The sequence below is a fragment of the Cytobacillus sp. Bva_UNVM-123 genome, from assembly GCF_046351715.2.
Taxonomy (GTDB): domain Bacteria; phylum Bacillota; class Bacilli; order Bacillales; family Cytobacillaceae; genus Cytobacillus.
The window spans coordinates 3,083,571-3,107,165 of record NZ_CM177772.1; the positions used below are offsets into that span (position 1 = coordinate 3,083,571).

Below are 23,595 nucleotides of genomic sequence, written 5' to 3' on the forward strand. Positions count from 1 at the left end.
TTAACTGACAAATGAATAGTCGTGAATACAGTTGTTTCCATACGTCAAATAATATGTATTTAATTACTTTAAATAAAATTTCACATAGTGTAAGAATTGAATCTATTATAACTCTCATTTACTCACCTTCCTTTATTTAATATCGGTAAACGTATAACTTTCGGGTAAGTGAACCTTTGTGTTATATATTCCCTTTTTAATTCCATGTCCTAAATCTTTTTCTAAATACTGATACTCAACATACGGCTTTTCTTCATCAGTTAACTCCATATAAGCCTCGTACCAACTTGTTTTAGTTACTATACCTTTATCCTTATATGAAACTGTTAAAGGCGTTCTTTCTACTGCCGTGCTGCGTGTGTAACCTGTTCCCCACCATGCTTGACCAGTTACTTCATGACTTAATTCTGGATCAATTTTTATGTAGATTATTTCTTTCTTCTGCTTTGGTAAAGATTCAATAAATGGCTTTACATACTCATTTTCCCATTCAATTACTTTAATATTAAAAATTTCATCTTCTTTTACCCATGCTTTGCTGACAGTTCCCATGAAAACAATAAACGAGATAAAAAATAAAAACACGCCTATGATCCCTCTACCGATTCCTAAATCAGAGTATCCCCACAAAATAAGAGCAATTCCAATGAATATTGCAAATAAAATAAATGACCACAAGCCAAATGTAAATTCTGAATACCAAGGAAAATTTGGCTTAGATATCTCTTGTCCAATCTTTATAACTTGTTCAATATCCACCTTTTCAACTCCAATATAAATTTATTTAATTAATAAAACACTGGTTTCATTTTAATACCGTACATTAAGAAATTCTAAATCATTTAATTCTTTGTAATTGCAGCCTAAATTTAGACCTCCAGTTACGCAAACAGCCTTATTTCTACTTAGTACTGGTTCTAGCCAACATCCTCTTAAATCATTTATAAGCCTAAGTCTGTATTCTTTATTGTCTATTTTAAAAATGTCGCCTTCTATGTACATTGAATTTCTCCTCCTTTCTTAATAAATCAGAGTTTTTAAAGAAATTTACAGTAGTTTAATTTTTCATCTAAAACCTCGTATTCTATGTATTTAATATATTCAGCTCCGTCGTATTCCTCTATTGTCCAAGGCTTTGTAGTGTCTATTTCTACAATTGAAGCATATTGATAATATTCTTTTCCTACTTGAAAAACATTAATATTCCCAAGTCGATTTTGTTCAATAAATCCAATAATCTCTAGATCTGTTCTTGCTTTTAATTCCCACCAACTCATTCCTTTTTTCCTAAGTAGTTCTTGATACTCTCTATTCGGCTCAAAGAAACCGTGATTTTTACTTAGAATAACTTTTACGCTTTTACTCATAATCTCAATCTCCTTTTAAAATGTGTATTTTACTTAAAAATCCATTCTTACATATTTATATAATTTTCTTAAAGTCATAAATGAACGACTCCATTTTTCTTTTGTTAAATTGGTACAACTTGTTACTTTCTAAAAATGGTCTTTCAATTATTAATTCATTTTCTCGAACTCTTAAATAGCCATTATTATCAAGTTCTCTGTCATAATACTCATAATAGTCAGCTCCAAGACTATCAGCTTCTTTAGGTGAAAAATTAGCCCAAGACTCATGAGAGATAGTTTCAAGATATTTATATAATTCATTAAATTCATTAGGTGTAAATTCAAATGTAACTCCATGTTCACTGTTCAGTTGATTATGATTCATTTCGAAAATCACTGCTGACTTTCTATTTTTAATTATTAGCTCCATTCCACTGGAACTTGAAAACATTTTACTTTTCATTATGAAATTCCCTTTTTTTAGAAATAGCCAGCTCGAAAAATGACTCGCTGTTATATGAGTTTTAGCTAGGTATAGGACTAGTTCGTCAATTCACATACCTTCATAGTTTAATTATTTTTAAATTGCCTCTTGACGATCTTTTTTGACTAATATAGAAATATAGGCTTTTGCATCTTTAAGCGTTCCATTTGATTTAGCTGACCATAATTCTTTACCTGTTGCAGATTCATAAACTCTAAACGCTCCCCAAGCCCTCAAGGTAAAATAGCCTTCACATTCATAAATTCGACTTTTTACTTTACTACCATTTCCGTAAATATCCACTTCTTTTGTTGTAGTTTTAAATGTTAAATCTGGCAAATGCTGCTTTAATTCTTTTTGTAATTGCTCTTTTAACTTGTTTTCTTTGTCTTTTCTAGCCTTATTTTTGTAATATGAAATAGTATTCTTTAATTCCTCTGGAAGTCCTACAAGTTCAAACATCCATTTATCTTGTCTACTTGCTATTTTGTCATATCTACTCTTGGATAAATTTCCACGTCCCGAAACTGCCCAATGAGGTTGTGCACCTTTTGCAGATAACCATTTAACATATGCATTATGGTATTTCTTTTTGAAGCTCTGTAAAGCTGATTTTATTTTATATATGTAATAATCATTTTCTAACTCATTTACAATCTTTTTAACTTCATTTGTATAATGTGAAAAAATAGATTGTATTTCTTTATTATGATCCGTTTTAGATTGTCTAAATATCCAATTTGCGTCATGTTCTTGATCTTGGATAGATTGAGGAATATTATATTTTTCGTTAGTAGAATCATCAATTTCAACTTCTGGATATTCATATTTTTGCCCGTTCGAATCTTCTGCGCCTGTTATAGCATTTTCTTGTTGCTCCTCCCCTGTTAATTGTTTAGCAAGGGAAATAGTTTCATCTGTTAAAATTGCCCACCAGATAGAAGGACGGTTTTTCCCTCCCCATTTATACCCATTAGCTTTCATTGCATTTCTCAGTTCCTCAGATGGTTTTTCACTAAATTTTACTTCAATTCCGTTACCTTTTGTTCCTGTGCCTGTTATGTATGTTACTGTGTTTTCTTTGGCATTTTCTACTGATTCTGATATTTGTGTTTCATTATATTTATTTAATTTACTTTGATTCGTTTCTAATGACTCTTTAATCGTTTCATTTTCCTCAACGATTGTCTGTTGAAATTTTTCTTTATTAACATCTTCTAACATATAAGTATCTAAAAATAATCTATATTCCTTCTTATCGTCTTCAGTAATTCCATAAGCTCTTAAAGTATTTTCATAATCTTCCATAGTTACATGATAACCTTTTCTCTCACCTGCGAAAAATGTACAATGATTTTCAATATGTTTCTTTAATTCCTGTCCGCTCGTATGGCTAGAAAGAACGTCAATTCTACCAGTATAAGTGTGACCGTCTTCCCATGTAATTTTAAATTGTGTCTTATCATAACCGCCAGTATCTTTATGAATAGCAATGTTAAATATAATTTGTTCAGCTTCTTCAAATGTTTTAACTGTTGTATTGTCTTTTACTTGATTAGATTCCGACCATAAAAAAGTAATTTCTTTTACTTCAATTTTCTTTTCAGGGGTTTTTAACTTTTCATCAGTTTGAAAGTATTCTGATACGTCAACCATTTCGCCTTTACGATTTTTAATTTCCATTGGCTTGTGCATTGAAACTTCTTGATCGCTTTTCACAATACATACAAGTGTTGTTCTACGAATATCGAATATATGATAATTTTCTCTTTCTGAGTCAAATGTTATCAATGTTAAAGTCTTAGAGGATTTCTCAATAACCTTTACTACCAATTCAAGCGATCCAAAATTATACATTCTCATATCACCTTCACGAATTTCTGAAGCCTCAACTGCTGAAACGCTTCCGACACCTTGTAATTGAATAGTTTTAGTCATATTCGAACACTCCTTTAAATAATTAATTTAATATGTATAACAGTTTTCTTAATTACTATTATACATCATTTTAAATATAAATCAATATTAATTTAATTATTTTAAACCTTATTCTTTTAATAAATTTTCTATTTTAAAGTGAAAATAAGTCTTATTAAAAGTGTGATTTTATTTTAAATAAAAAAGCCATATCTGAATGATATGACTTAAAATTTTCTTATTTTATCAAATGGGTAAATTCTAAATAAAACTTTACCTACAATATTATCAATTGGAACTGCTCCTATTTCCCTACTATCACGACTGCCATTTCTATTATCACCCATAACAAAAACATGATTTTTTGGGACAGTTATTTTTTCAAAAGGAAATGCCATGTCATCTTTTATGTAATCTTCAATTAACGCTTCCCCGTTTCGATATACCTTTCCATCTTTGTATTCTAAAATATCTCCTTCTTCACCGATTATCCTTTTAATCCAGAGCCTTTGATCAATATCACTATCTCCAAAAATCACATTAACAATTGGACTTTCAATAATTTTGTCTTTTATGTTCCTTTTATTATTGATTCGGCTATCTATGATTACTATATCATTATATTTTGGTTCTTTACCTAGAATATCTCCTCCCTTATATACAATAACTTTATCTCCAATTTTGGCTTTATCATAAGGGTCTTCCCCATCCAACGTTGGCTCCATAGAACTTCCACTAACCGTAAAAGGTTGAATAATAAACACACTAACAATTATTGAGATTGTTAGTCCAAATAAAAGTGCCTTACTCCAACTGAAAACTTCGCTCAATACCTTTTTGATTGTCATTAATCAACATCCTTTCCTATAAATAATTACGCTTTTTCACATTTTAGCTTTTAATTCCTAAATATATTATAATATATAAAGAAATATTTTCCATTTGTTTTACATTTACTTTAATCCTTAAAAGCCACAAACTTTATGAAAACAGTTAAAGAAAAAGACAGCCTTTGATGGCTGCCTAATTATCTTTTACTATTAATTCAAATCTATCGGCTATTGCTTCAGTGTAAAAATATTCTTCGAAGTCTTCTAATGTATCCAGTAAAGTCATAATCATATGTTGTTCTGGTGTCATACTAATTTTAAAAACTACATATCCTTCACTGTCCTTTTCGATCTCATAGTCACAATTGGAACTGCTAAAATGCATCATTTCATAATTTACTTTAGGGAATCGAAATTCAATCATATCTTTAGTTCTGAAATCGAACTTATGAATACATGTAACCATTGCTTGCTCCATAATATCCATAAATGTAACCGTGTTTTGATCGCCTTCCATAAATTCAATTGCATCTGCAACTTGCTCATAAACTTCATCAGATAAATTGTATATGTAATTCTCTTCACGCTCACCGTTAGCATATTTTTTAATCATTTCTTCTCTAGACATCAGTGCATTCATTTTCTATTCCTCCCCAGATATTTCTATTAATTTTTATTCTAGGTTATTTATGTAAATATAACAATCTACCTTTGACAACTGTCCCGATTATTTTATGCTGTCCATCTAGCAAAGTATAGTTTTATATTTATTTTACTTAAAGCTTTTTCATCTAACTGATCTATTTCATCCTCTGAAACAACATCTGTGAAATATTTATCCTCATCTACACTAAATCTACCATCAATAAAATCTTTTATCTCATTGATTAATTCATGTTTACTTGTTCCATTATAAATTTGCTCTTCATCATTATACCAAGTTTCGTAATTAATCATTTTACCACTTCCTTTTATTGCATTTATTAATTTAATTTTATCATGTAATTTTAGTATAACAAAAATAAATAAAAATAGTCAATATTAATTTAATTTATTTAAAAAATAATTCTGCATCGATAATAACTTTTAAAGTATTCCAATCAATAATTCTCATATGTGGTTGTTTAATTTCCTTAAGTGCTTCTATGCTGTCTGATATTGCAACCTGCTTCCATCTCACAGTTTGACATGTTCTATTTTTAGTTATTTCTGTTGGCACTACATAGGATTCCGAACGTTCTAGCATATACAATTTATATTCCTCCGTAGATTTCCCATAATGATATTTTAGGTTATTTATGTATTTATAAAAATCTATCTTGGATGGTTGTATATTACTTTAGTGTTGCGTCATTGCTATTGTCTAATGATCTACAGCTATCATGGTCACATACCCAAGTACCACATAATGCGGTCACACCTTCTTCATCAGAAATAAACTTTCCGCATTTTTCACATTTATACTTTTTCATATTATCAACCTCTTAAAGTTTATTTAATTATTCTTTATAAATGTTCTATTTTATTCAAATGCCCAGTTAATAGACTAGGCATCCTTTATTGTTAATTCAAACCTATCAGCAGCTATGAATACCAATACAATCATTAACGAATTGATCTAACTCTATTTCCATAAAAGCAACTTCATTTTCAGAATATCCACAGTCCCATATTAAATCACGGTACATGTCTGCGATAAAATTAATTAATCTTATGTTATTACTCGTATTCTCATTTTTAGATAATTCAAATAGGTGTTTAATTTGTTTTTGTGTATCAGCATTATTGACATATTTTTTAGCGACATAACTTTGTACTTCTTTTCTATTATTTAATATTTCTAACATTGAGATCACTCTCCCTATTGTTTTTGGTTCATTGTAAATATTATACATTGTCATTAGACTTAAATAACAATATTTCATATATCAATAAATTTATTTTTTATTGTGAAATGGGGATGTTTACTTAAAGAATCCTTCTATTATTTCTTTTAACTTTGAATCAAATTTATCTGTAATTTTAAATAATAAATACTTTTGTTTGTCGGATAATCTCATAAATTGTTTGTCGGATAAGTCAGAAATGAAATTATATTCCCATTCTGTCATTTTTGATTCGTTTCTATTTCTGAATGAATACATTGTTTCAGTGTAATTGTTTTGTGGTTCTTGCTTTATTCTTTTTTCATTTTGATACGCTTCCACTTGTTTTCTATATTCAGTTGATACTTCTTCTTTCTGCTCAATCTCTTTTAGTTTGTTTTCGTCTAAGAAAAGAAAGCCTGCGCCTCTACATTTGAAGCATATTCCCTCTTCAATATGATAGTATTTAGTTTTTCCCTTGCTACAATTATCACATTCAACTTTAATTTTTCTCATTCTGGAAACATCCATACATTAGGGGAATTCTTCCTTAATTATATTGCAATGCTTATGTATTTTGTACCGCAAATAATTTCATTTTTAGTTTCATTTACTTTTCTTTCAATTGATTTAATTCTATTTAATAATGATGTTTGATAGTCCATTTCAATTAATTTGTTTCTTAATGGTCTAATTACATTATTCATATACTCATCATCTGTGTATCCAGTATAAACTCCATCTTCTAGCTTCTTCTTCCAAGCCTCTACAAGCTTATCAAATGTATCATTATAATCATCTACCATTTCAATATATGCTTGTTTTTGCTCTTTTAGTGTTTTTAAAGTGTCAGTTTTATTTAATTTAACCTTTTGTTCTTTTAAATCTTTTCTTAATTGCTTAACTTCTTTTTCAAGTGTGGAAAGGTTAGGATATTGTATTCTATGCATTCTGCAAAATATTGTTTGAACGTGAGTTGCCGCAATATCAATTTGATTTTTAGTTACCACTTCACTTGTCATTTGAATTTTTTCTCTAGTCATTTCTTTTTCTCCCTATTTTTAATTTAATTATTATATTGTAACCTTAGAAGGTTTTGACACCCTCTAAACGCTTCGGACTTAATGCGGTTTATAGTCCTCCAGAAGACTGTTAAGCTTTTTCGATAGTTCCCCAATCTTCTTGATCATATTCTTCAGCAATACCGTAGGAGTTTTCATGCCTATCTTCACACCTGTAGATATCCCATTTTGTATGGGTTTCTTCTACATGTGAAAATTCCGCTTTCTTTCCGCACCAACAAACATTTTTATTAAACATTTTAATTCCTCCTATGTAAAGCCAAATTTTTAAATACTACCCTAAGAGGATTATACCCCTTAGACGCTGTGAGCTTAAAGTCTATTTTAAGTCGCTCACACGACTGTTAATTTTTTTATCTTACCTTTTTAATCCAATCAATCCATTTTCATTAATCTTTAAGGTAGTAATACCGATATGTTCTAAAATTTCAACTTCTAAAATCTCAAAAAAATCTCCGCTGGGCTTACAAAATTTATCATTCACAATTCTTTCAAAATAATTAACACTTCCATCTTTTCTTTTTGCTTTAAATTTAATCTTATAGCCTTCAAATTCATCTTGTCTTTTAATAAATTCGTCTATAGTCATTTTCATTACGATATCCTCCTAATTGTTAATTTAATTTGTTTATAAAATATTGTTTTTATTGAATTTAGCTAAATTTTGAATTTATTATATCACATTTTCTTTTAAGGTTATTTCTTGCTCCTTCTCCACCATCTTCATCTAATATCTCATTTGTTCCTTTGTCGTAAATATACCAAAATGGTATAAATCTATTCCTTTCATCATCGAACATTGCGTTCTCAATTCCTAGCTCATAGGAGTTTTTCGTTACAAACCTTTTACCATTGTATTCAATTAATTCTCTTTTTGCTATAAGTTTAATATAGTATATTGTAACTTCCCCATTATCATGGCTTGATTGTACTTCATATTTCCAATCGTTTAACTCTATTACACTTGAGAGAGAAAATCCTTTATGGTCTATTCTGATTATATTGCCTACTTTCATAACTTCATTAATTTTCTTACCTTCTAATTGAATCTTATAAGACATTTGATTCCCTCCTAATCACTTTAAGTTTATGTATTCTAGAGGGGAATTTCTTCCCCTCTTAATTATTCTATTACTAATAAATAATAACTTAATGCTTTTTCAAATTCTTCTTTGTTGTAAGCTAGTTCCATTAACTTATCATTCACTTTGCTATATTTATCAATAAAATTATAAACCTTTTCTATTAACTCATTACTTTCAACAAAGTTACAAATTAAGATTTCTAATTGTTCGTTTCTTTTTTGTTTATCGAATTCCTTTATGCGTTCTCCCTTTTCTTTTTTGTCAATTTGATTTGTCAAAAAATTGTTTGTTGTTTTAATAATTTTATCGCCATCAAGCTGTGTTAATGAACTGACTATGTATCCTTTTTCAGTATTAACCATTTCGAGTAAATAATTAGTTTGATCGTATGATTGGAACTTTGCTGGAGCACATCCAGCTTTATATTCAAAATGAAAAATCACTTTGCTATCATAATCATTTACTGACACTTCGACATTTTTTTGTGTAATCATTTTCTTTACTTCACTGACTAAATCATCATTAGAGACATTGAAATATTTTTTAAAGTTAACATAAATCATCTTTATTCCTCCAAGTCCCTAGTGGGAAAATTTATGTATTCCTTATCCTTAATTACATTATACATTACCCTTAAAAAAAATACAAGTATTAGTTTAATTATTTTATATATTTTTCAGTTTATAAAAGAGACAATTTATTATGAATATGCCTGTATTAAAAACGTTGATTTAAAGCCATTTCCTCCTAAGTCGATTTTATGCAAGGGTAGGTCGAAATTATGCAACCCTAGAAAGAAAAAATGCAAAGGTAGATTCGATTTAATGCAGCATTAAACCGTATGTATATATAAGTTATATAATAATTAATAATCATTAAGAATCATATAATAATCAGTATTTAAAACGAACAAGTAAATTGTCCGTTTCGATGAAAAATTTCTGTGTAGTTTTATAAGTTTTCAGTTTTTACATAATAGTGATTATTATATTTTGTGAATAACGGATTATCTAAATTATCATATTCGCCATTACATTCCAATTTTTGTCTTCTTATTTTAATTAATTTATTTCTTTTTAATAACTCATTATAATCTATAATTGTATCTTTACTTAATCCTAATGTTTTGGATGTTGTTTCAATAGAAGGAAAAGCAAATTGACTCATAACATCATCTTTCCTATTAATAAATGATTCATAATAGAATAGTAGTCTTAATCCTATTGTCCCGATATGCTCCATCCTATTCAATACAGTTGCTGGAAGCTGTGTAAATGTTTTAACTTCAAAAGGAATTGGATCGAAAGTAAATGACAAGCTTCCCTTTGTAGGAAATTTAGTCACGCATTCAAGGATAATTTGATTTTTATGTAAATTAGATAGACATTTTTTAAATGTGCGGTTATCAGATATAAGTAATTTATGTTTAAATTTATTATGATCAATTTTCATTTCACTATTATTATAATTGCGAAAGTGTAGAAATTTTAGATATGCGTATACTGCGAAGGTGTTCGAATCCATTTTAAAATATTCATTTCTTATTATTTCATCTGGTATTTGAATAATTAACTTTTTCTTATTTTCCATATTTATTTAATCTCTCCTATTTCACTAATTATAAATTTCACAACATTTCACTATTAAACTATCAATTTGATTCAATTCCTTTAAACAATCTATTATATTCTGTTAGTGCTTCCCCAAGATGTTCGGATTGTTCATATAGCCAAAATTTCCTATCATCCTTTTCGTTCTTAGCTGTACATACGTAAGGTATCTTATAATTAATATGTATAAACTTATGTAACACTTTTGAGTAGCAAAAGAAATATTTACCTTTGTTCATTATTCAATCATTCCTTTGTAAATTATTTATAGTTCAATCTGTTAGAAATGGGAAAAGACCAGCCTTAATTGACTGGTTGAAAATTGATTATAGAATCTCTCTTTTTCTCAAATTGACGAAAGGTAATTTCTTTAAGTTTATTTTAGCTCGCTTTGTTAGAATGATCATTGTACTACCTCCTCATTATTAACAGAAATAATATCTCCATGTGAATCGAATGTCATTGTGATTGTTTCGTTTATATTTAGAGATGAAATATGATAATTGTTAGCTTCAGTTAATGTTATAAATGCTCCAGTGTCGTCTGTATTGGACTGGAAATGATAGCCTTCATTGTCTATCGAGACAAGTGTTAATGTGTCAGTAATGGTCTTAGGTTGCGTGCTACAAGCTGACAGGATAATGATTGATGTAAATAAGATAATTTGAATTAGTTTCATTTTATAGGTCTCCTTAAGAGTTATTATAGATTTGCGAATCTTAGTTTAATTAGTATTGTCATTATGATGGATAATACAATGAGTAGAATTGTATATGAGTTACTGGAGATAAAGCGAAATATGATTGACTTCATTAGCATGTAAACTCAACTTTATCAACTGATACGTTATAATAATTAGCATAATCTTTGATTGCTTCGTATTCTCCAAACGGAAAGAATTGTATATGTGAGCCGATAGATGAATTAAAAGTAACTTTTACAAGTGATTGATTAAGATGGTTTTTCATTCCGAACTACCCCACTTGTTTAATTTAATTAATTTATATATTTGTTAATATTAATTGTGTCTGATAGGTCAGATAAACGACTGTTTAGAGCGTTGTCTAGTTCTTCAGACAGTTCTATAGGTGTTAGGTTAAGTTGTGTTAGTGAAGTGTGTAAATCGGCTTTGATTGAGTTTTGAATGGTCAATGGTAGTTGATTGATATAGGATGTTAGCATTTTATTCTCCTTTGAGGTTATTTATTGTATTTGGTAACTTTCATTCTAAAAAACTCTTTTCCAGTGCTACTTATTGTCAGATATTGCCGTAAGAGTACTGATCCCTTTGTTCCTGTGACTGTGCCAATTATGTCATCATTTCCAATACATAGCATACATTCATATACTCTTCCTATATCATGCTTATCTAAGAAGTTTATTAATCTAATTTTGTGTTTAGTGTGAGCTTTAGGAGGTAAATTTGAGATTAGAAAAGTATAATCATTCCCCTCATTCTCGATTAAACCTAGTTGATTAGCTTCATCAATAGTAATAATTTCTATACATTTGCCCTCATTCCAAGATACTTGAACCATGTCATTTGAAAGAATTTTTACTTCTAGTTTTATTCCACACTCTAATGCGAATTTTAGTTCATTCATTTTTATTATCCCCTTTTATCCTTAGCGGATATGTGCTATTTGATTGATTCGTTACACTTATTATAACATGAATAACTATTTATGTACAGTATTAGTTTAATTATTTTATATTTTGTATGTTATAACATCCACTAATAAATAATGGTTGCTATAACTGTAGAATAATAAAAAAGTATGGTACAGATAGTCAGAAATGATCTAACTATCTGTCATTGTCTTTTCGACTGAGTACCATAACTATAATTGTGGTAATCGTTGATATAGCTAGTAGTATATCTGCTGTAATGGTCAAGGTAGAAGTGTTGTCAGATGTGAGTCGTGTAATGATATAACAGACTACAAAGACAAAGAATAATAAATTAGAGTATTTTTTTAATATTTGCATATTGTTTCGAGTGTGGTATATAATATCACTTGAAAAGGAACTATATAAGCTTCCCTTTCAAGCTTTGGATTATGGTATAGTCTTATCGTTTGTGCCTTCTTCTAGTCCTGCTACGACTTGGAGAAGGTTTTTCTTTTTGCTTATCCTTATGTCTCATCCCTTTGATTCTTTCTATGATGATTAGATACTTTTCTATAGCTGTTAGGATATGAACGGTAAGGATTGCAATAGCTGTCGCAATTCCGACTATACTCATTATTTTTACTAAATCCACACTCGCTTGACCTCCCTTCTATGTAAACTATTTCCTTTTATCTATTGTTCACCTCCTTTGTCTATGATTCTATTATAACATATTTAGTAGATTTAGTATAGTTATTTAGTTTAATTATTTTATAATTATTGATTATTAATAGGTTGGTAGTGTTAAATATATGGATAGATGTAGTTATTGAAACTATATTGTGGTGGTATGAATACTATTTGATAAGGATAGATGAATGATTGAGTTATTAGATGATGAATTGAATAAATTGACTGATTAAATATTGACTGATTGACTAAAATAATACTTTGGTCATTTTCAGCATGTTATTTGTCGATTTTAACGCACAAAAATATACTATAGTGTACTTTGTGGATTTTGTTTATTTTTTTAAAATTTTAAGTGAATATCTGTAATATTGTATTATTTGCTACATTATAAATTTTGTTGGTATTTAATGGATAGAAATGACCTAGAATGATTCTTCTAGGGACACTTTAAGGGTATAGGGGGGATATTTAACATATATTAACCCCCTAAAATATGGTAAATAAAGGTAAGCACATGTACTTTCACACCTTACCAAATTTTACGAACGATAAAAGATTATCACCTAATTTTTACCATAAATATATGTTTTTTAAGTCAATGTCATCGTAAATGCTATCGTAAGACAACGATACAACCGTTGATACTATTGACTTCTCATTTTCTTATTTTCCCCAATGTCTGCGAATAATCCATAAATTCACTGTATTTTAATACTTAATCCCTTGTCCCATAAGGCCTTGAACGATACACAGGCACTACTAACCACTCTAACGAGCAATTTTACCTGTCTAAATCACCTCCAAACCCTTACCATACCTACCTTTCTACTCACTCTCTAATTCAATCCTGAGCAACTTGACGATAATGCTCTATCGTTACATCATAAAATTCTATATATTTGTCATTAATCACTCCGAATCTTACTGATACCAAGCTCTATTCCACTTTTACTTCCACAATTTATAAACACTACATTAAAATTATCTACTCACGATAACACATTTTTCATCTAATTTTAACCATTAATTTACTATTTTTATCCGAATATTCTCCTTTTCAAAATTTAGCACATAAGGAGGGGATATTTATTAATCCAAAATAAAAAAGGCAGCCTGTATAAGACCACCATTTTAAAATTGTTACAAATATATTTTATTAATTTAATTACTTTACTTAAACCCCATCATTAGCAGATCATCACTCTTATTTTCTTCTAGCAACTCAATCAAATACTTCCTGTTTTCAAACTTATCAATTGGAATAAATCTGTGATTTGGGTACTCAGGATAATAGAATACTGTGATTTCAACATTGTTAATTAAAATATTGCCACTTTTCAACGTATTAAAATATAGTCTAAGTGTTGAAATTGAATCACTCAATACTACATAGTCATCTGTTAGTTCATCAATCTTTCTGAAACCAAGTGAATTTCTTCCATCTCCTTTAAAATTAAAGGTAAACGTTGGCACATATCTATCTAATGTATTTTCAAAGCATGTTTTATGATTCATATTATTAATCTCCTTTTATATACATATTTAGTTAATGCTTATCCTTCAATCAATGTTAACTTTGGCTTTGTATTCCCAATAACCTTTTCAATTGTTATTTTCTCATTATCTAATGGCTGCTCAAAATGAAATTCTTTAATGTCTCCCCATCTCTCATCCCTATATGCTAAGTAATCAGCAACAGTTAAACATTTTATGTATTTTAGAGCTTGCTCAAATTTAACTTTTGGTGTTCTATCATAAGGAACACTCACTCCGTTTACATTTCTCTTAAATATTGACCATAAACCTCTATTCACTTTTACCCACTCAATTAAATATTCTGATCCTCGTTTTCTACTCTCCGGTAATCTAGGACATAAAATTTTAGTAATAGCAGAAGTAACTTCATGCTGTGCTTCTTTTAATTCTTTAACCTGTCCCATTGTTAATGCATCATGTTCACGGTATTCATTATAGAAATCAATTAAAAATGAACCAACTTTCATTACCTCATCCCTTGTTTTCCTAACTTCTCGTGCAACTTCTTCTACGTATTTTACACTTTCATACAGAACATCACCTTGAGTTTTCATTTGTTTCGCCATTTCCATTAATTTAACATTACTCATATTTATCAATCTCCTTTTATTTTTAATTTTTATAGAATTTCTGCATCAATAATATTACTTTGTTTCACTTCAATCTTTGAATCTAAAATATCTCTAAGTGACTTTGTAAACTCTTCTAACGCTATCACTGAATCAAGTAGATCATCTTTTAACTTAAAGCTACTAGAAGCCACTGCACCCTGTAAGAATACACTTGGACTAGCTTCATTAATGAAATTATGTATCTTAATCTGTAAGTCAAAAATACTTATATGTGCTTGATGTTTTAATTGTTCTTCTTTTAACTTCAATTCTTCAATTTTACGTTTCTCTTTGTTATCATATGAATTTAATTCATTTAATTTTTTTTCTATTTTTACTTTTTCTTGTAATGATGCTCTTAATGCGTTATTCAATTGCTCTATTTGTCTTTTACTGCTTTCTGCTTCACTTTTAAACTTATCGTATTCATTTAATTTGGTTTTAATATGATCGGGTATCACCTCCTTAACAGTTTCAACAACTTTAGTTTCAATTTTTGATGGCTTATTTTTTTCTTGTTCAAGTTGGAAACTTAAATTTTCTACTTTTTGTTGAAGCTTTATGTACTCATCAGTTTGTTTTTGCGTCATTTGTGAAATTCGTTCTTTACCAACTTCACTTAAAAATTTTTCCTGTTCTTCTTGTGGAAGTTTAGCCCAAATTTTATATGCTGTTGTAGCTTTAAGCTTACCTTCTTCAACTAGTTCTTGAAATTCAGGGATAAGTTCGTTTAGTTTTTTATACTCGTGTAACTGTTGCTTACTTATCCCTAACTCTTTCGCAAAATCGGATTGTGTTTTTAGCTGAGTAATATTATCTGACTCAGGTTTTTTATATGCGCTCCCTTGTCTAATTCCATAAATTCTTTCTAACTCAACTATACATCTCGCCATTTTCATCGGGTTAACATTCCCTATTCCACGTTGAAGAATATTTGTGCTAATTAAATCCTCAAGAATCATATCCTCTTTTGGATTACCTGTTTGTGGATCATTTTCAGGATAGTGTGTCACTCTACAAGGTATTTCTAATATCCCTAGCTCCTTACATGCTCTTACTCTTTGATGACCTGATACAATTATCAAATCTTGAGTAATTACTACTCCTTCTACAACTCCTCTCCTCACAACCGACTTTTTGAAATCCTCCCATTTATCACCAGTAATATCATCAAAGAACTCACTATTTCGTGGATGAGGGACTAAATCATTTATTGATATGTATTGCATATTTATATTCTCCTTTCATATTTGGTTAATATAAGAATAAAACATTTAAAACTAATAGTCAATAGTTTAGTTTAATTAGTTTTAACAGATCATACCCAATATGCTTCCAGTTTTATTTCTCTTAACCAATTTATCACAGATAATACGGCATTTTAGTTTTTATCAAAGTTATTCTTTGTGTAACTCAAACCATTGATAATAATATATTTCTAATAATGTATTATATTAATTTATTAAAAAGACTACTCATATTTAAGTAGTCTTCTCCTCATAATGAATTCAAATTAATTGCTTACTTAAAGCTATCATTTTTCAACGAGCATATTTATCAAAGATTTCAGAAACTGATCTATTTCTTGTTTCTGGCTTTTTAGTTACTGAATCTAATAATGCTGTTTTGCTTGTATTTTTAGATTTATAAACCCTGCTTTCAGTGCTATTTAGTAATTCTTTATGCTTTTCAATAATATTGTCTACTTCCTTCACTCTATCATACATCCAATCTAATCCACTTAGGATAATAATTACGCTACCCTTCCCTTCGTGATAATAACCCTCAAATAGCTCTAATGGTGGATGAGCAAATTTCTCAAATAGCAAATCATACTGTAAATATTCCATAAGTTTTTCATCACCATCAAAAATGATTCCAGCTCTTATTATCTTTTCGTATTGAATTGGAGCAAAAATCGAATTATCCCATGACGTATGAATGATATTTTTAAATTGTTCTCTTTGTAATTTAAAATTTGATATACCCGTAATATTAGCTTCAGAAATATGCATTACTCCACTTGTTTTGAATAATTGTAATACATCCCTTTTATCAATAACGCCATTCTTTGAGCTTTTCTCAGTATACGAATTGATCAAATCAATAAGAGATGTAAATGTAATATTTATTTTCTCATATTGCTTATTTTTGGGGATCTTATTAAATTGTTTAACTTGTGATTGATTATCCAGTGGAATTACGCAAATATCTATCTCTGACAACTCTTCTGTTGCTTCTTGATTGTTTAATTGACTTCCTATTACTTCGTTATAGTCTGGTAATATTGGACAAGCTACAAATACCTTATTTTCCATTCTGCCTTTTAAAACTTCAGTAATAAAAGGTGCAATTCCACTCCCTGTTCCACCAGCAGTCGAAAATACAATTAAAATAATTTCTATTGAAGGCTGCGAGAAATTTTGAACTATATGTTCAATAGAGGCTTCCCAATTAGTTTGCATTTGACTCATTGCTAAGTTTCTTTGTTTACCTACTCCTTCACTACCAAGAAGTTGAAATTTATTTTTCACATGTGTTAATGAATCTAAATCACTTTTTGAAAAGTTAATTGCAATTGTTGGATAATTTAACTTAGCAAATTCCTCAGCTATATTTCCTCCTGCTTGACCAATACCAACTACTCCAAACATATTAAATTACCTCCTTAGAAATTGAACTAAACAAAGCTTTAATACCATAGTTAGTGATGTAAACTTTGTGATCTTTTTGACCAGTTGCGATTTCTATGAATTTAGCAATTTCTAACCTATAAAGCGATTTACGGAAATTTGCAATCGAAAGCTTACTTATCTCACATAAACTGCTCTTTTTTATTGCCTTGAATTTAACTTCTGCTTCGTTGTCGTTTAAAGCACTAAGAATTTTTAAATCTTCTACTGATAAGCTTGCTACAATTTCTTCAAAATAGTTCTCCATAGTTACCTCCTTTATATTCAAGTATCTTTGTTGATATTTAATGATACTTAAGAATATTTAACTATCTCGGTAACATTATATATCGTAATTATAAAATATTACAAGTTATATTATAAAATTTTATAATTTTATGTGTTCTTTTTTAAAATTCTTTGGTATAATTAATAATGAAGGATATAATTAGGAGGTGAATATTACATAGATGAAGGTTGGATTATTTTGAAGAATAAAGTCAAATCAAATTTAGGAAACATATTAGATGAAAAAGGATTGAGATTGAAATGGGTAGCTGAAAAAATTGGTGCTACGCCATCTCAGCTATCAAATTGGTGTAAAAATGATAATGCTGGATGTGCAAAGTCAACCCCAAGTGTTATATATGTATTAAGATTACAGAAGTTATTAAATTTGAGAGTTGAGGAGATGTTTGAAGAAAATGATTAAGATAGAAATACCTGATTGTATTACCATAACTTGCGAAAATATAAATATGTTATCGCCTAGTGACAGCGGTGTTTATTGTTTCTATAGTAATGATGATAAATTATTGTACATTGGTAAAGCATCCGAATTAAAGCAAAGATTACAAACTCATTTTTCTGGAGGGTCTAAAGATAATAATACAAGTAGATTTAATTATTTAATTGACTACGCAAAAGTATTTTTTGAGAACTGCCCTTTGAAACGTGAAATATATGAAACTTATATGATCAATAAAATGAAACCATTATATAATAAACAAAAATGTATTTTATATAAGTCAAAGTATTATCAACTACCGAGATATCCCAATAAACAAAATAAATTAAGAAACAGTAAAAATAAAAACAGATGTGTCGCAATGACTATGCAAGGAGAGCAGTGTAAGTGTAATGTAGTTCAAGGAACGACTAAATGTAGAATTCACACAAAAATAAATTAAATTAAAATTATCAAAAGAGTACATTAAGGTTCGGAGGGATAAACTATTTGTTGAAACCAAGACTCAAGGTAAGATTAGCCGAATTAAATATAAAGCAGCAAGATCTTTGTAAAAAGCTAGGTGTCACTAAGCAAACTTTAAATGCATGGGTAAACGGTAGAGCTACACCAACATTAGAGATGTCATTTAAAATTGCAAACTTATTAGATTGTAAGGTTGATGATTTATTTACATATATAGAAGAAACAGAGTAATCCTATCTTTTGAAAACATCAACGATTAAAAAATACTTGATTTAAATTAATTAAACTAATATAGTTATTTATATAAACAATCTATTAATCTTTTAGAATGTTTGTCGATATAATAAATATAGCTTTAAATTAATTAAACTAATAATTATAAGGAGGTGAAAAAATGAAAAAAGTTGAATTCAGAGTAGAGGAGGTTTTGGCTTATCTTGAATTACTCGTAATTTCGGATTTAGCTGATGAAGATGAATTGGAACTGTATCAGGATTTTCAATGGAAAAATAAACTCAAAATAAATACATATAATAAACTCATTATGAAAATGAGAAATGAATATAACGGTTAAATGCATATTATTCTGTTGTAATGATAATAAATAAACTGCACAACACTAAATTGAATACTAATAGTCTAGTTGAATGTATAAGAAGATTTTTTATAAGAGTTGACAATGAATAAATGAATTAAATTGATATTAGGAGGAATTATTATTGAAGAAAGGCTTAGATAAGCAAGTTTATATATTTAGCATTGGAACTGAGGCATTTTATACTAACTCGGAAATGAAAATACATAATAAACTGTCAAAGAATCGTATTCTTAAAATAAAAATCAATGATAAACTAAAAAGAATTGAACATGAATTAAAAGCTAATGACATTGATTTAGAGAATAAAAAGCTTCTGACAGATAGAAAGATTAGTTTAGTAAAAGGAGTTCAAAGAGTTAATAAATCTATAAATAAATTAAAAATAGAACTTGTGTATACACTTAATAAACATAAAGGTTCAAGATATTTGAGAGAAGAAGCACTGCAAATCAACAAGAAAATTGGAATGTTTGACTCTGCCCTCACTAGAACATTAGGAATGAAAATTAATTCTACTTCAACAGACATTATAGTTGTTCGTGTTTATTATTATCAGATTTTGGAAGAGTTAATTTCAAATGGATTTATATATAAAGGTGAAAAGTACATCTACTTCTCTTCGAGTGCTGGACAAATAAGGACAAAAAAGGGAGTCTGGATTAAAGAGAGTCTTTGGAATAAGCATAAAGGTGCTCTAACATGTGGGTTAGATATTGATGAGATAAATGCGAAAGGAGGTTGTAATGTAAACAAACTTTTAGCTTATAAAGCACTCACCGCTTCTGCGTCTGTTAAGTGGACTGATTTTAATATTGATAAGACTATTGTTGTACCAGATCTAGAAACAAAAGTAACATCTATGTTTGATTACATAAATCGTCATACTTATGAAATTAAACGTCAAGAAATGAGCGTTCCTATTGAACATACTGACGGTTGCGGAATGATACTTCCCAAAAAGTCCAAAAAGGCTTTTATGGTGCGATTGCCTTATGTAAAAGGATTACTCGTCCCCTTCCCTTTTGATCAGTTTGCAAAAGAAAATGGAAATACCAAAGTAACGGATATATACGGGAATGAATGGGATATCATCAAAGATGATATTCATGTAATTTTTACAGCTTCTCAATTCAAAATGAAAAAATACTATGCTAATTGGGGCGACTATAAGAAAAGATTCAAAGAAAACAAGTGTCAAGCTGTAAAGTTGAATGAGGAAGATGTTGGAGCTAATGCTAATCTTAATTATCAAATGTTACAGACACTAACTGATATTACTAATAAAGAACTGAAACACTTAGCTCAACCAACAGTTGATGATATCTTAAAAGTTGGATCAGATAAAGAAACCATGCTTAGAATTCTAGGTGCTACCAAAGAAAATACAAGAAAAAATTATTATCAAGAAGCCTTATACATATATCCTGAACTTTTGAATGATGAACATTCTAAGAAAATTATTAAAGACAAGAAAAAGTCGATGGTACGTGATGCCAGAGCTGCTAAACTTAGAATTAATGGTAAATACATATATTTAATCCCAGATTTGTATGCATTTTGTGAGAGACTATTTTTAAACAAAGAGAAACCAACAGGACTTTTAAATAACGGAGAAGTATATTGTAATATCTACAAAGAGGAAAAGGTTGACATATTAAGAAGCCCGCACCTATTTAAAGAACATTGCGTGAGACAAAATATACTTTCTAAAGATAAAAGTAAATGGTTTATCACTAACGGAATTTATACAAGTATATTCGATCCTATTTCGAGAATACTGCAATTTGATAATGACGGAGATAAGGCGTTAGTTATACAAGATGAGCCATTTGTCAAAATTGCCGAAAGAAACATGGAAGGTATTGTTCCCTTGTATTATGAAATGGGAACATCAAATGCAGAACAGGTAACAGATAAAAGAATATACGATAGTCTTCTTCTCGCTTTTAAAGCCAATATTGGCGAGATTAGTAATAATATAACAAAGGTTTTCAACACTGAAAACATTGACTTAAGGGTTGTTAAATGGCTAACTGCTGAAAACAATTACATTATTGATTTTGCTAAGACGTTATATATGCCTACTCGTCCTCAATGGGTAAATGAAATTATCAAGGGGTACATAAAAAGCAAAGTCCCCTACTTCTTTATCGAAGCCAAGGATAAAGAAAAAAAGAATGTTGAGTCTATCAATAATAGTACAGTGAATAGATTGAGGAAAATCATACCTAATAAAAGAATTAGATTTGAAGAAATTGCAGGAACACTTGACTATCAAATGCTAATGAGTGAAAAAGTAATTCGAGTAGATAATGAGGTTATTAATAAATATGTCGAATTAGATAGGAGTAAAAAATGGCTGATAAAAAACCTAGATAAAATTAGATCGAATAATAAAATGTACATATATAAGCATATTAGAGAAGAATTATTAAAAGTCCATAGTGATGAAAATAGAATAGTAAATATTCTTGTTGAACATTTATACGGGAGAATCAATAGTAGTTTCAAAGATACTCTTTGGTGGACGTATGGAGATGTTCTTTTGGCTAATTTAAAAGAGAATCTTGAAGGCTCAATGCAATGTGAATGTTGTGGAGTAAGGATTGAGGAATATAACACAAAAAAATATTGTGAAAACTGTGCAGAAAAAATAAAAAAAGAACGTGATAGAATTGCAGATAGAAAATACAAATTTAAGAAAATGCGAGAAAAATCAAACATCCCAAACCATTGATATGATAACATTCTACTAAAATAAGAAACAAACTAAACTCTTTGAAACATTAATATATCAAGCTTTTTAAGACTTTTTTAATAATAGTCTACAAAGGAAGAAAAAGCTAAAGTACAAGTTTTAATGGTCAATATCTTCCCTCACATTCAACAATGGAACAAGGAGGATAAAATGACCCAATGGAAAAAGATGTACAGAACAAACAAGAATACATATCAAATGAAATGATTGATGAACAAATGAAGAAGTTTAAATTCATCGGCAATGATGGTTTATTATACAGTAGGTCTAAAAAATATATTTTAAATGATAATTAAACTGATATAAAATAGCTGTTTTAACAGCTAGATAAAAAAGGATTAAGAGGAGGATTTTTTTAATGACAGCATATAAAACTGATTTAGTTTCGAAGGTAAAAGAGGAATTAAGCTTAGATAGGAAAAGTGCAATTCAAGTTGTGGATATTGTTCTTGAAGCTATTCAAACATTGACGAAAGAACACGGTAAACTTCAATTGAAGGATCATGGTAACTTTGAAGTACGTGAGCGCGCTGCTCGTAAAGGTCGCAACCCACAAACAGGTGAAGAAATTCAAATCGCTGCAAGCAAAGTTCCTGCTTTCAAACCATCCAAGGCATTTAGAAAATTAGTTAATCAATAATTAAATAAATATCATACACGAAAAAGGTATATAGAGTAGGGTTATCTCCCCTACTCTTTTCTATTTGTAATTAAAATTTACCGATTAGGTATTGGAGGAAATCATATGCCACTCCCGAAAAATAATCTGTTCTTTGGATATGCATCAAAGCTAACTAATGAACAGAAAGAGTATATCGATTCAATTATTGATAATCAATTAACAATCGTAAATGCTAAAGCTGGCACTGGTAAAACAACCCTAGCTGTAATGGCTGCAAGATTTCTAGAAAGAGATTTAGTTTACATATTCTCCCCTGTTGAGGAGCGCACGTTAGGATATACTCCAGGTTCTGTAGAAGAAAAAGAGGCTAAGTATATAGTTCCGCTAAAAGATGCCTTATTAGAAATTAATGAAGATCCAGATAAAGTACTAGTTTATGAGGACAATATCGATAATGTAAAGAATGGCAATGCTTGGGTTAAAGCTATGTCTCATACATTCGCAAGAGGAACAAATATCAAAGGTAACAAATTAGTGATTATTGATGAAACTCAAAATTTCACTCGTGGAGAGTTAAAAAAGGTTTTAACAAGGATACATAATGATGTAAAGGTTGTAATGATTGGACACGATGGACAAATAGACTTAAAAGATACATCAAAAAGTGGTTTTGTCCCTTACTTAGAACACTTTAATAACGAACCTTATGCAAAAGTATGTAATTTAAAAGTTAACTTTAGAGGAAAGCTTGCTCAACATGCAGATGAATTAACTTGGTAAAAATTTGAGTTGCTTCGAATTAAACCATAATTAAATTAAAAAGGGAATTTAAGGAGGAAATCTTAGGTGGCTAAAGATACTTTAAATAGAAAATACACTAATGTAATTATTGATTTGGAACATATGACATTTACTGAAATGCCGAAAAAGAATGGTGAAGAAGAAAGAGAATTTGACTTGATGACAGAGTTAGCAAAATTTGCAGGTAACGACAAGCGAGTAGATATCACTTTTGTTGAAGTTTCAGAGCACTTACCTTCTGGTGATGAATAGGGGGTT

At 29.2% G+C, this 23,595-nt stretch carries 36 protein-coding genes; 9 read left to right on the forward strand and 27 right to left on the reverse strand.

All coding sequences use genetic code 11. The annotated features are described in order from the left end of the window. Positions 1 to 132: 132 nt before the first annotated feature. From KDN24_RS15800 to KDN24_RS15930, 27 genes are all read right to left on the reverse strand, one after another. Complete coding sequence (locus KDN24_RS15800) at positions 133 to 759, reverse strand: hypothetical protein (protein WP_409971700.1); 627 nt, start codon at positions 757 to 759, stop codon at positions 133 to 135. Between the two features lie 51 nt (positions 760 to 810). After that, positions 811 to 1,002, reverse strand: coding sequence for a hypothetical protein (locus KDN24_RS15805; protein ID WP_409971699.1), 192 nt, complete (start codon positions 1,000 to 1,002; stop codon positions 811 to 813). Between the two features lie 35 nt (positions 1,003 to 1,037). Continuing rightward, complete coding sequence (locus KDN24_RS15810; protein ID WP_409971698.1) at positions 1,038 to 1,367, reverse strand: hypothetical protein; 330 nt, start codon at positions 1,365 to 1,367, stop codon at positions 1,038 to 1,040. Between the two features lie 55 nt (positions 1,368 to 1,422). Beyond that, positions 1,423 to 1,812 carry a hypothetical protein gene (locus tag KDN24_RS15815; protein ID WP_409971697.1) on the reverse strand — a complete coding sequence of 130 codons (390 nt, stop codon included), beginning with the start codon at positions 1,810 to 1,812 and terminating at the stop codon, positions 1,423 to 1,425. 117 nt (positions 1,813 to 1,929) lie between these two features. Then, complete coding sequence (locus KDN24_RS15820) at positions 1,930 to 3,771, reverse strand: LPD25 domain-containing protein (protein WP_491348071.1); 1,842 nt, start codon at positions 3,769 to 3,771, stop codon at positions 1,930 to 1,932. A 206-nt stretch (positions 3,772 to 3,977) separates the two neighbouring features. After that, complete coding sequence (gene lepB, locus KDN24_RS15825; RefSeq protein ID WP_409971695.1) at positions 3,978 to 4,598, reverse strand: signal peptidase I; 621 nt, start codon at positions 4,596 to 4,598, stop codon at positions 3,978 to 3,980. Between the two features lie 175 nt (positions 4,599 to 4,773). Continuing rightward, entirely contained in the window at positions 4,774 to 5,220 is a 447-nt protein-coding gene (locus tag KDN24_RS15830) for a hypothetical protein (protein ID WP_409971694.1), read from the reverse strand. Between the two features lie 92 nt (positions 5,221 to 5,312). After that, positions 5,313 to 5,537: a hypothetical protein gene (locus KDN24_RS15835; RefSeq protein ID WP_409971693.1), complete on the reverse strand. Its 225-nt coding sequence runs from the start codon at positions 5,535 to 5,537 to the stop codon at positions 5,313 to 5,315. Between the two features lie 94 nt (positions 5,538 to 5,631). Continuing rightward, the gene (locus tag KDN24_RS15840) at positions 5,632 to 5,832 is read right to left on the reverse strand and encodes a hypothetical protein (protein ID WP_409971692.1); all 201 of its coding nucleotides are present in this window, start codon (positions 5,830 to 5,832) and stop codon (positions 5,632 to 5,634) included. Positions 5,833 to 5,914: 82 nt separating this feature from the next. Next, positions 5,915 to 6,052: a hypothetical protein gene (locus tag KDN24_RS15845; protein WP_409971691.1), complete on the reverse strand. Its 138-nt coding sequence runs from the start codon at positions 6,050 to 6,052 to the stop codon at positions 5,915 to 5,917. A 105-nt stretch (positions 6,053 to 6,157) separates the two neighbouring features. Beyond that, entirely contained in the window at positions 6,158 to 6,427 is a 270-nt protein-coding gene (locus tag KDN24_RS15850) for a hypothetical protein (RefSeq protein ID WP_409971690.1), read from the reverse strand. A gap of 117 nt (positions 6,428 to 6,544) precedes the next feature. Continuing rightward, positions 6,545 to 6,961: a hypothetical protein gene (locus KDN24_RS15855; RefSeq protein ID WP_409971689.1), complete on the reverse strand. Its 417-nt coding sequence runs from the start codon at positions 6,959 to 6,961 to the stop codon at positions 6,545 to 6,547. A 38-nt stretch (positions 6,962 to 6,999) separates the two neighbouring features. After that, positions 7,000 to 7,488 (reverse strand): hypothetical protein, encoded by a 489-nt coding sequence (locus KDN24_RS15860; protein WP_409971688.1) that lies wholly within the window; start codon positions 7,486 to 7,488, stop codon positions 7,000 to 7,002. Positions 7,489 to 7,597: 109 nt separating this feature from the next. After that, entirely contained in the window at positions 7,598 to 7,765 is a 168-nt protein-coding gene (locus tag KDN24_RS15865; RefSeq protein WP_409971687.1) for a hypothetical protein, read from the reverse strand. A gap of 120 nt (positions 7,766 to 7,885) precedes the next feature. Continuing rightward, complete coding sequence (locus KDN24_RS15870; RefSeq protein WP_409971686.1) at positions 7,886 to 8,122, reverse strand: hypothetical protein; 237 nt, start codon at positions 8,120 to 8,122, stop codon at positions 7,886 to 7,888. 58 nt (positions 8,123 to 8,180) lie between these two features. Further along, positions 8,181 to 8,588 (reverse strand): hypothetical protein, encoded by a 408-nt coding sequence (locus tag KDN24_RS15875; protein ID WP_409971685.1) that lies wholly within the window; start codon positions 8,586 to 8,588, stop codon positions 8,181 to 8,183. Positions 8,589 to 8,650: 62 nt separating this feature from the next. After that, positions 8,651 to 9,175: a hypothetical protein gene (locus tag KDN24_RS15880; RefSeq protein WP_409971684.1), complete on the reverse strand. Its 525-nt coding sequence runs from the start codon at positions 9,173 to 9,175 to the stop codon at positions 8,651 to 8,653. A 388-nt stretch (positions 9,176 to 9,563) separates the two neighbouring features. Continuing rightward, positions 9,564 to 10,202 carry a hypothetical protein gene (locus tag KDN24_RS15885; RefSeq protein WP_409971683.1) on the reverse strand — a complete coding sequence of 213 codons (639 nt, stop codon included), beginning with the start codon at positions 10,200 to 10,202 and terminating at the stop codon, positions 9,564 to 9,566. Between the two features lie 423 nt (positions 10,203 to 10,625). After that, the gene (locus tag KDN24_RS15890; protein WP_409971682.1) at positions 10,626 to 10,901 is read right to left on the reverse strand and encodes a hypothetical protein; all 276 of its coding nucleotides are present in this window, start codon (positions 10,899 to 10,901) and stop codon (positions 10,626 to 10,628) included. A gap of 133 nt (positions 10,902 to 11,034) precedes the next feature. Further along, positions 11,035 to 11,190, reverse strand: coding sequence for a hypothetical protein (locus KDN24_RS15895; protein WP_409971681.1), 156 nt, complete (start codon positions 11,188 to 11,190; stop codon positions 11,035 to 11,037). A 231-nt stretch (positions 11,191 to 11,421) separates the two neighbouring features. Beyond that, the gene (locus KDN24_RS15900) at positions 11,422 to 11,826 is read right to left on the reverse strand and encodes a hypothetical protein (protein WP_409971680.1); all 405 of its coding nucleotides are present in this window, start codon (positions 11,824 to 11,826) and stop codon (positions 11,422 to 11,424) included. A 467-nt stretch (positions 11,827 to 12,293) separates the two neighbouring features. Then, the gene (locus KDN24_RS15905) at positions 12,294 to 12,485 is read right to left on the reverse strand and encodes a hypothetical protein (RefSeq protein ID WP_409971679.1); all 192 of its coding nucleotides are present in this window, start codon (positions 12,483 to 12,485) and stop codon (positions 12,294 to 12,296) included. Between the two features lie 1,211 nt (positions 12,486 to 13,696). Beyond that, complete coding sequence (locus tag KDN24_RS15910) at positions 13,697 to 14,041, reverse strand: hypothetical protein (RefSeq protein WP_409971678.1); 345 nt, start codon at positions 14,039 to 14,041, stop codon at positions 13,697 to 13,699. 38 nt (positions 14,042 to 14,079) lie between these two features. Further along, positions 14,080 to 14,652: a hypothetical protein gene (locus tag KDN24_RS15915; RefSeq protein WP_409971677.1), complete on the reverse strand. Its 573-nt coding sequence runs from the start codon at positions 14,650 to 14,652 to the stop codon at positions 14,080 to 14,082. Between the two features lie 29 nt (positions 14,653 to 14,681). Next, on the reverse strand, positions 14,682 to 15,902 hold the full coding sequence (locus KDN24_RS15920; RefSeq protein WP_409971676.1) for a ParB/RepB/Spo0J family partition protein: 1,221 nt from the start codon (positions 15,900 to 15,902) through the stop codon (positions 14,682 to 14,684). A gap of 312 nt (positions 15,903 to 16,214) precedes the next feature. Continuing rightward, positions 16,215 to 17,327 carry an FtsZ/tubulin family protein gene (locus tag KDN24_RS15925; RefSeq protein ID WP_409971675.1) on the reverse strand — a complete coding sequence of 371 codons (1,113 nt, stop codon included), beginning with the start codon at positions 17,325 to 17,327 and terminating at the stop codon, positions 16,215 to 16,217. Between the two features lies 1 nt (position 17,328). Then, positions 17,329 to 17,613: a hypothetical protein gene (locus tag KDN24_RS15930; protein ID WP_409971674.1), complete on the reverse strand. Its 285-nt coding sequence runs from the start codon at positions 17,611 to 17,613 to the stop codon at positions 17,329 to 17,331. A 219-nt stretch (positions 17,614 to 17,832) separates the two neighbouring features. On the opposite strand from KDN24_RS15930, the gene KDN24_RS15935 reads away from it, so the two are divergent. The 9 genes from KDN24_RS15935 (at position 17,833) to KDN24_RS15975 (ending at position 23,589) form a co-directional block, all read left to right on the forward strand. After that, positions 17,833 to 18,057, forward strand: a complete 225-nt coding sequence (locus tag KDN24_RS15935) for a helix-turn-helix transcriptional regulator (protein WP_409971673.1) — start codon at positions 17,833 to 17,835, stop codon at positions 18,055 to 18,057. Beyond that, positions 18,050 to 18,535 (forward strand): nucleotide excision repair endonuclease, encoded by a 486-nt coding sequence (locus KDN24_RS15940; protein WP_409971672.1) that lies wholly within the window; start codon positions 18,050 to 18,052, stop codon positions 18,533 to 18,535. Before KDN24_RS15935 ends, KDN24_RS15940 begins: the two co-directional genes overlap by 8 nt. A 50-nt stretch (positions 18,536 to 18,585) precedes the next feature. Further along, complete coding sequence (locus tag KDN24_RS15945; protein ID WP_409971671.1) at positions 18,586 to 18,789, forward strand: helix-turn-helix transcriptional regulator; 204 nt, start codon at positions 18,586 to 18,588, stop codon at positions 18,787 to 18,789. Positions 18,790 to 18,952: 163 nt separating this feature from the next. Further along, on the forward strand, positions 18,953 to 19,132 hold the full coding sequence (locus KDN24_RS15950) for a hypothetical protein (protein WP_409971670.1): 180 nt from the start codon (positions 18,953 to 18,955) through the stop codon (positions 19,130 to 19,132). Between the two features lie 145 nt (positions 19,133 to 19,277). Beyond that, positions 19,278 to 21,893 (forward strand): hypothetical protein, encoded by a 2,616-nt coding sequence (locus tag KDN24_RS15955; protein ID WP_491348072.1) that lies wholly within the window; start codon positions 19,278 to 19,280, stop codon positions 21,891 to 21,893. A gap of 179 nt (positions 21,894 to 22,072) precedes the next feature. Beyond that, on the forward strand, positions 22,073 to 22,210 hold the full coding sequence (locus KDN24_RS15960) for a hypothetical protein (RefSeq protein ID WP_409971667.1): 138 nt from the start codon (positions 22,073 to 22,075) through the stop codon (positions 22,208 to 22,210). Positions 22,211 to 22,272: 62 nt separating this feature from the next. After that, entirely contained in the window at positions 22,273 to 22,554 is a 282-nt protein-coding gene (locus tag KDN24_RS15965; RefSeq protein WP_409971666.1) for an HU family DNA-binding protein, read from the forward strand. A gap of 105 nt (positions 22,555 to 22,659) precedes the next feature. After that, positions 22,660 to 23,316, forward strand: coding sequence for a PhoH family protein (locus tag KDN24_RS15970; RefSeq protein WP_409971665.1), 657 nt, complete (start codon positions 22,660 to 22,662; stop codon positions 23,314 to 23,316). A 66-nt stretch (positions 23,317 to 23,382) separates the two neighbouring features. Further along, positions 23,383 to 23,589 carry a YonK family protein gene (locus KDN24_RS15975; RefSeq protein WP_409971664.1) on the forward strand — a complete coding sequence of 69 codons (207 nt, stop codon included), beginning with the start codon at positions 23,383 to 23,385 and terminating at the stop codon, positions 23,587 to 23,589. The last annotated feature ends 6 nt before the right edge of the window (positions 23,590 to 23,595 follow it).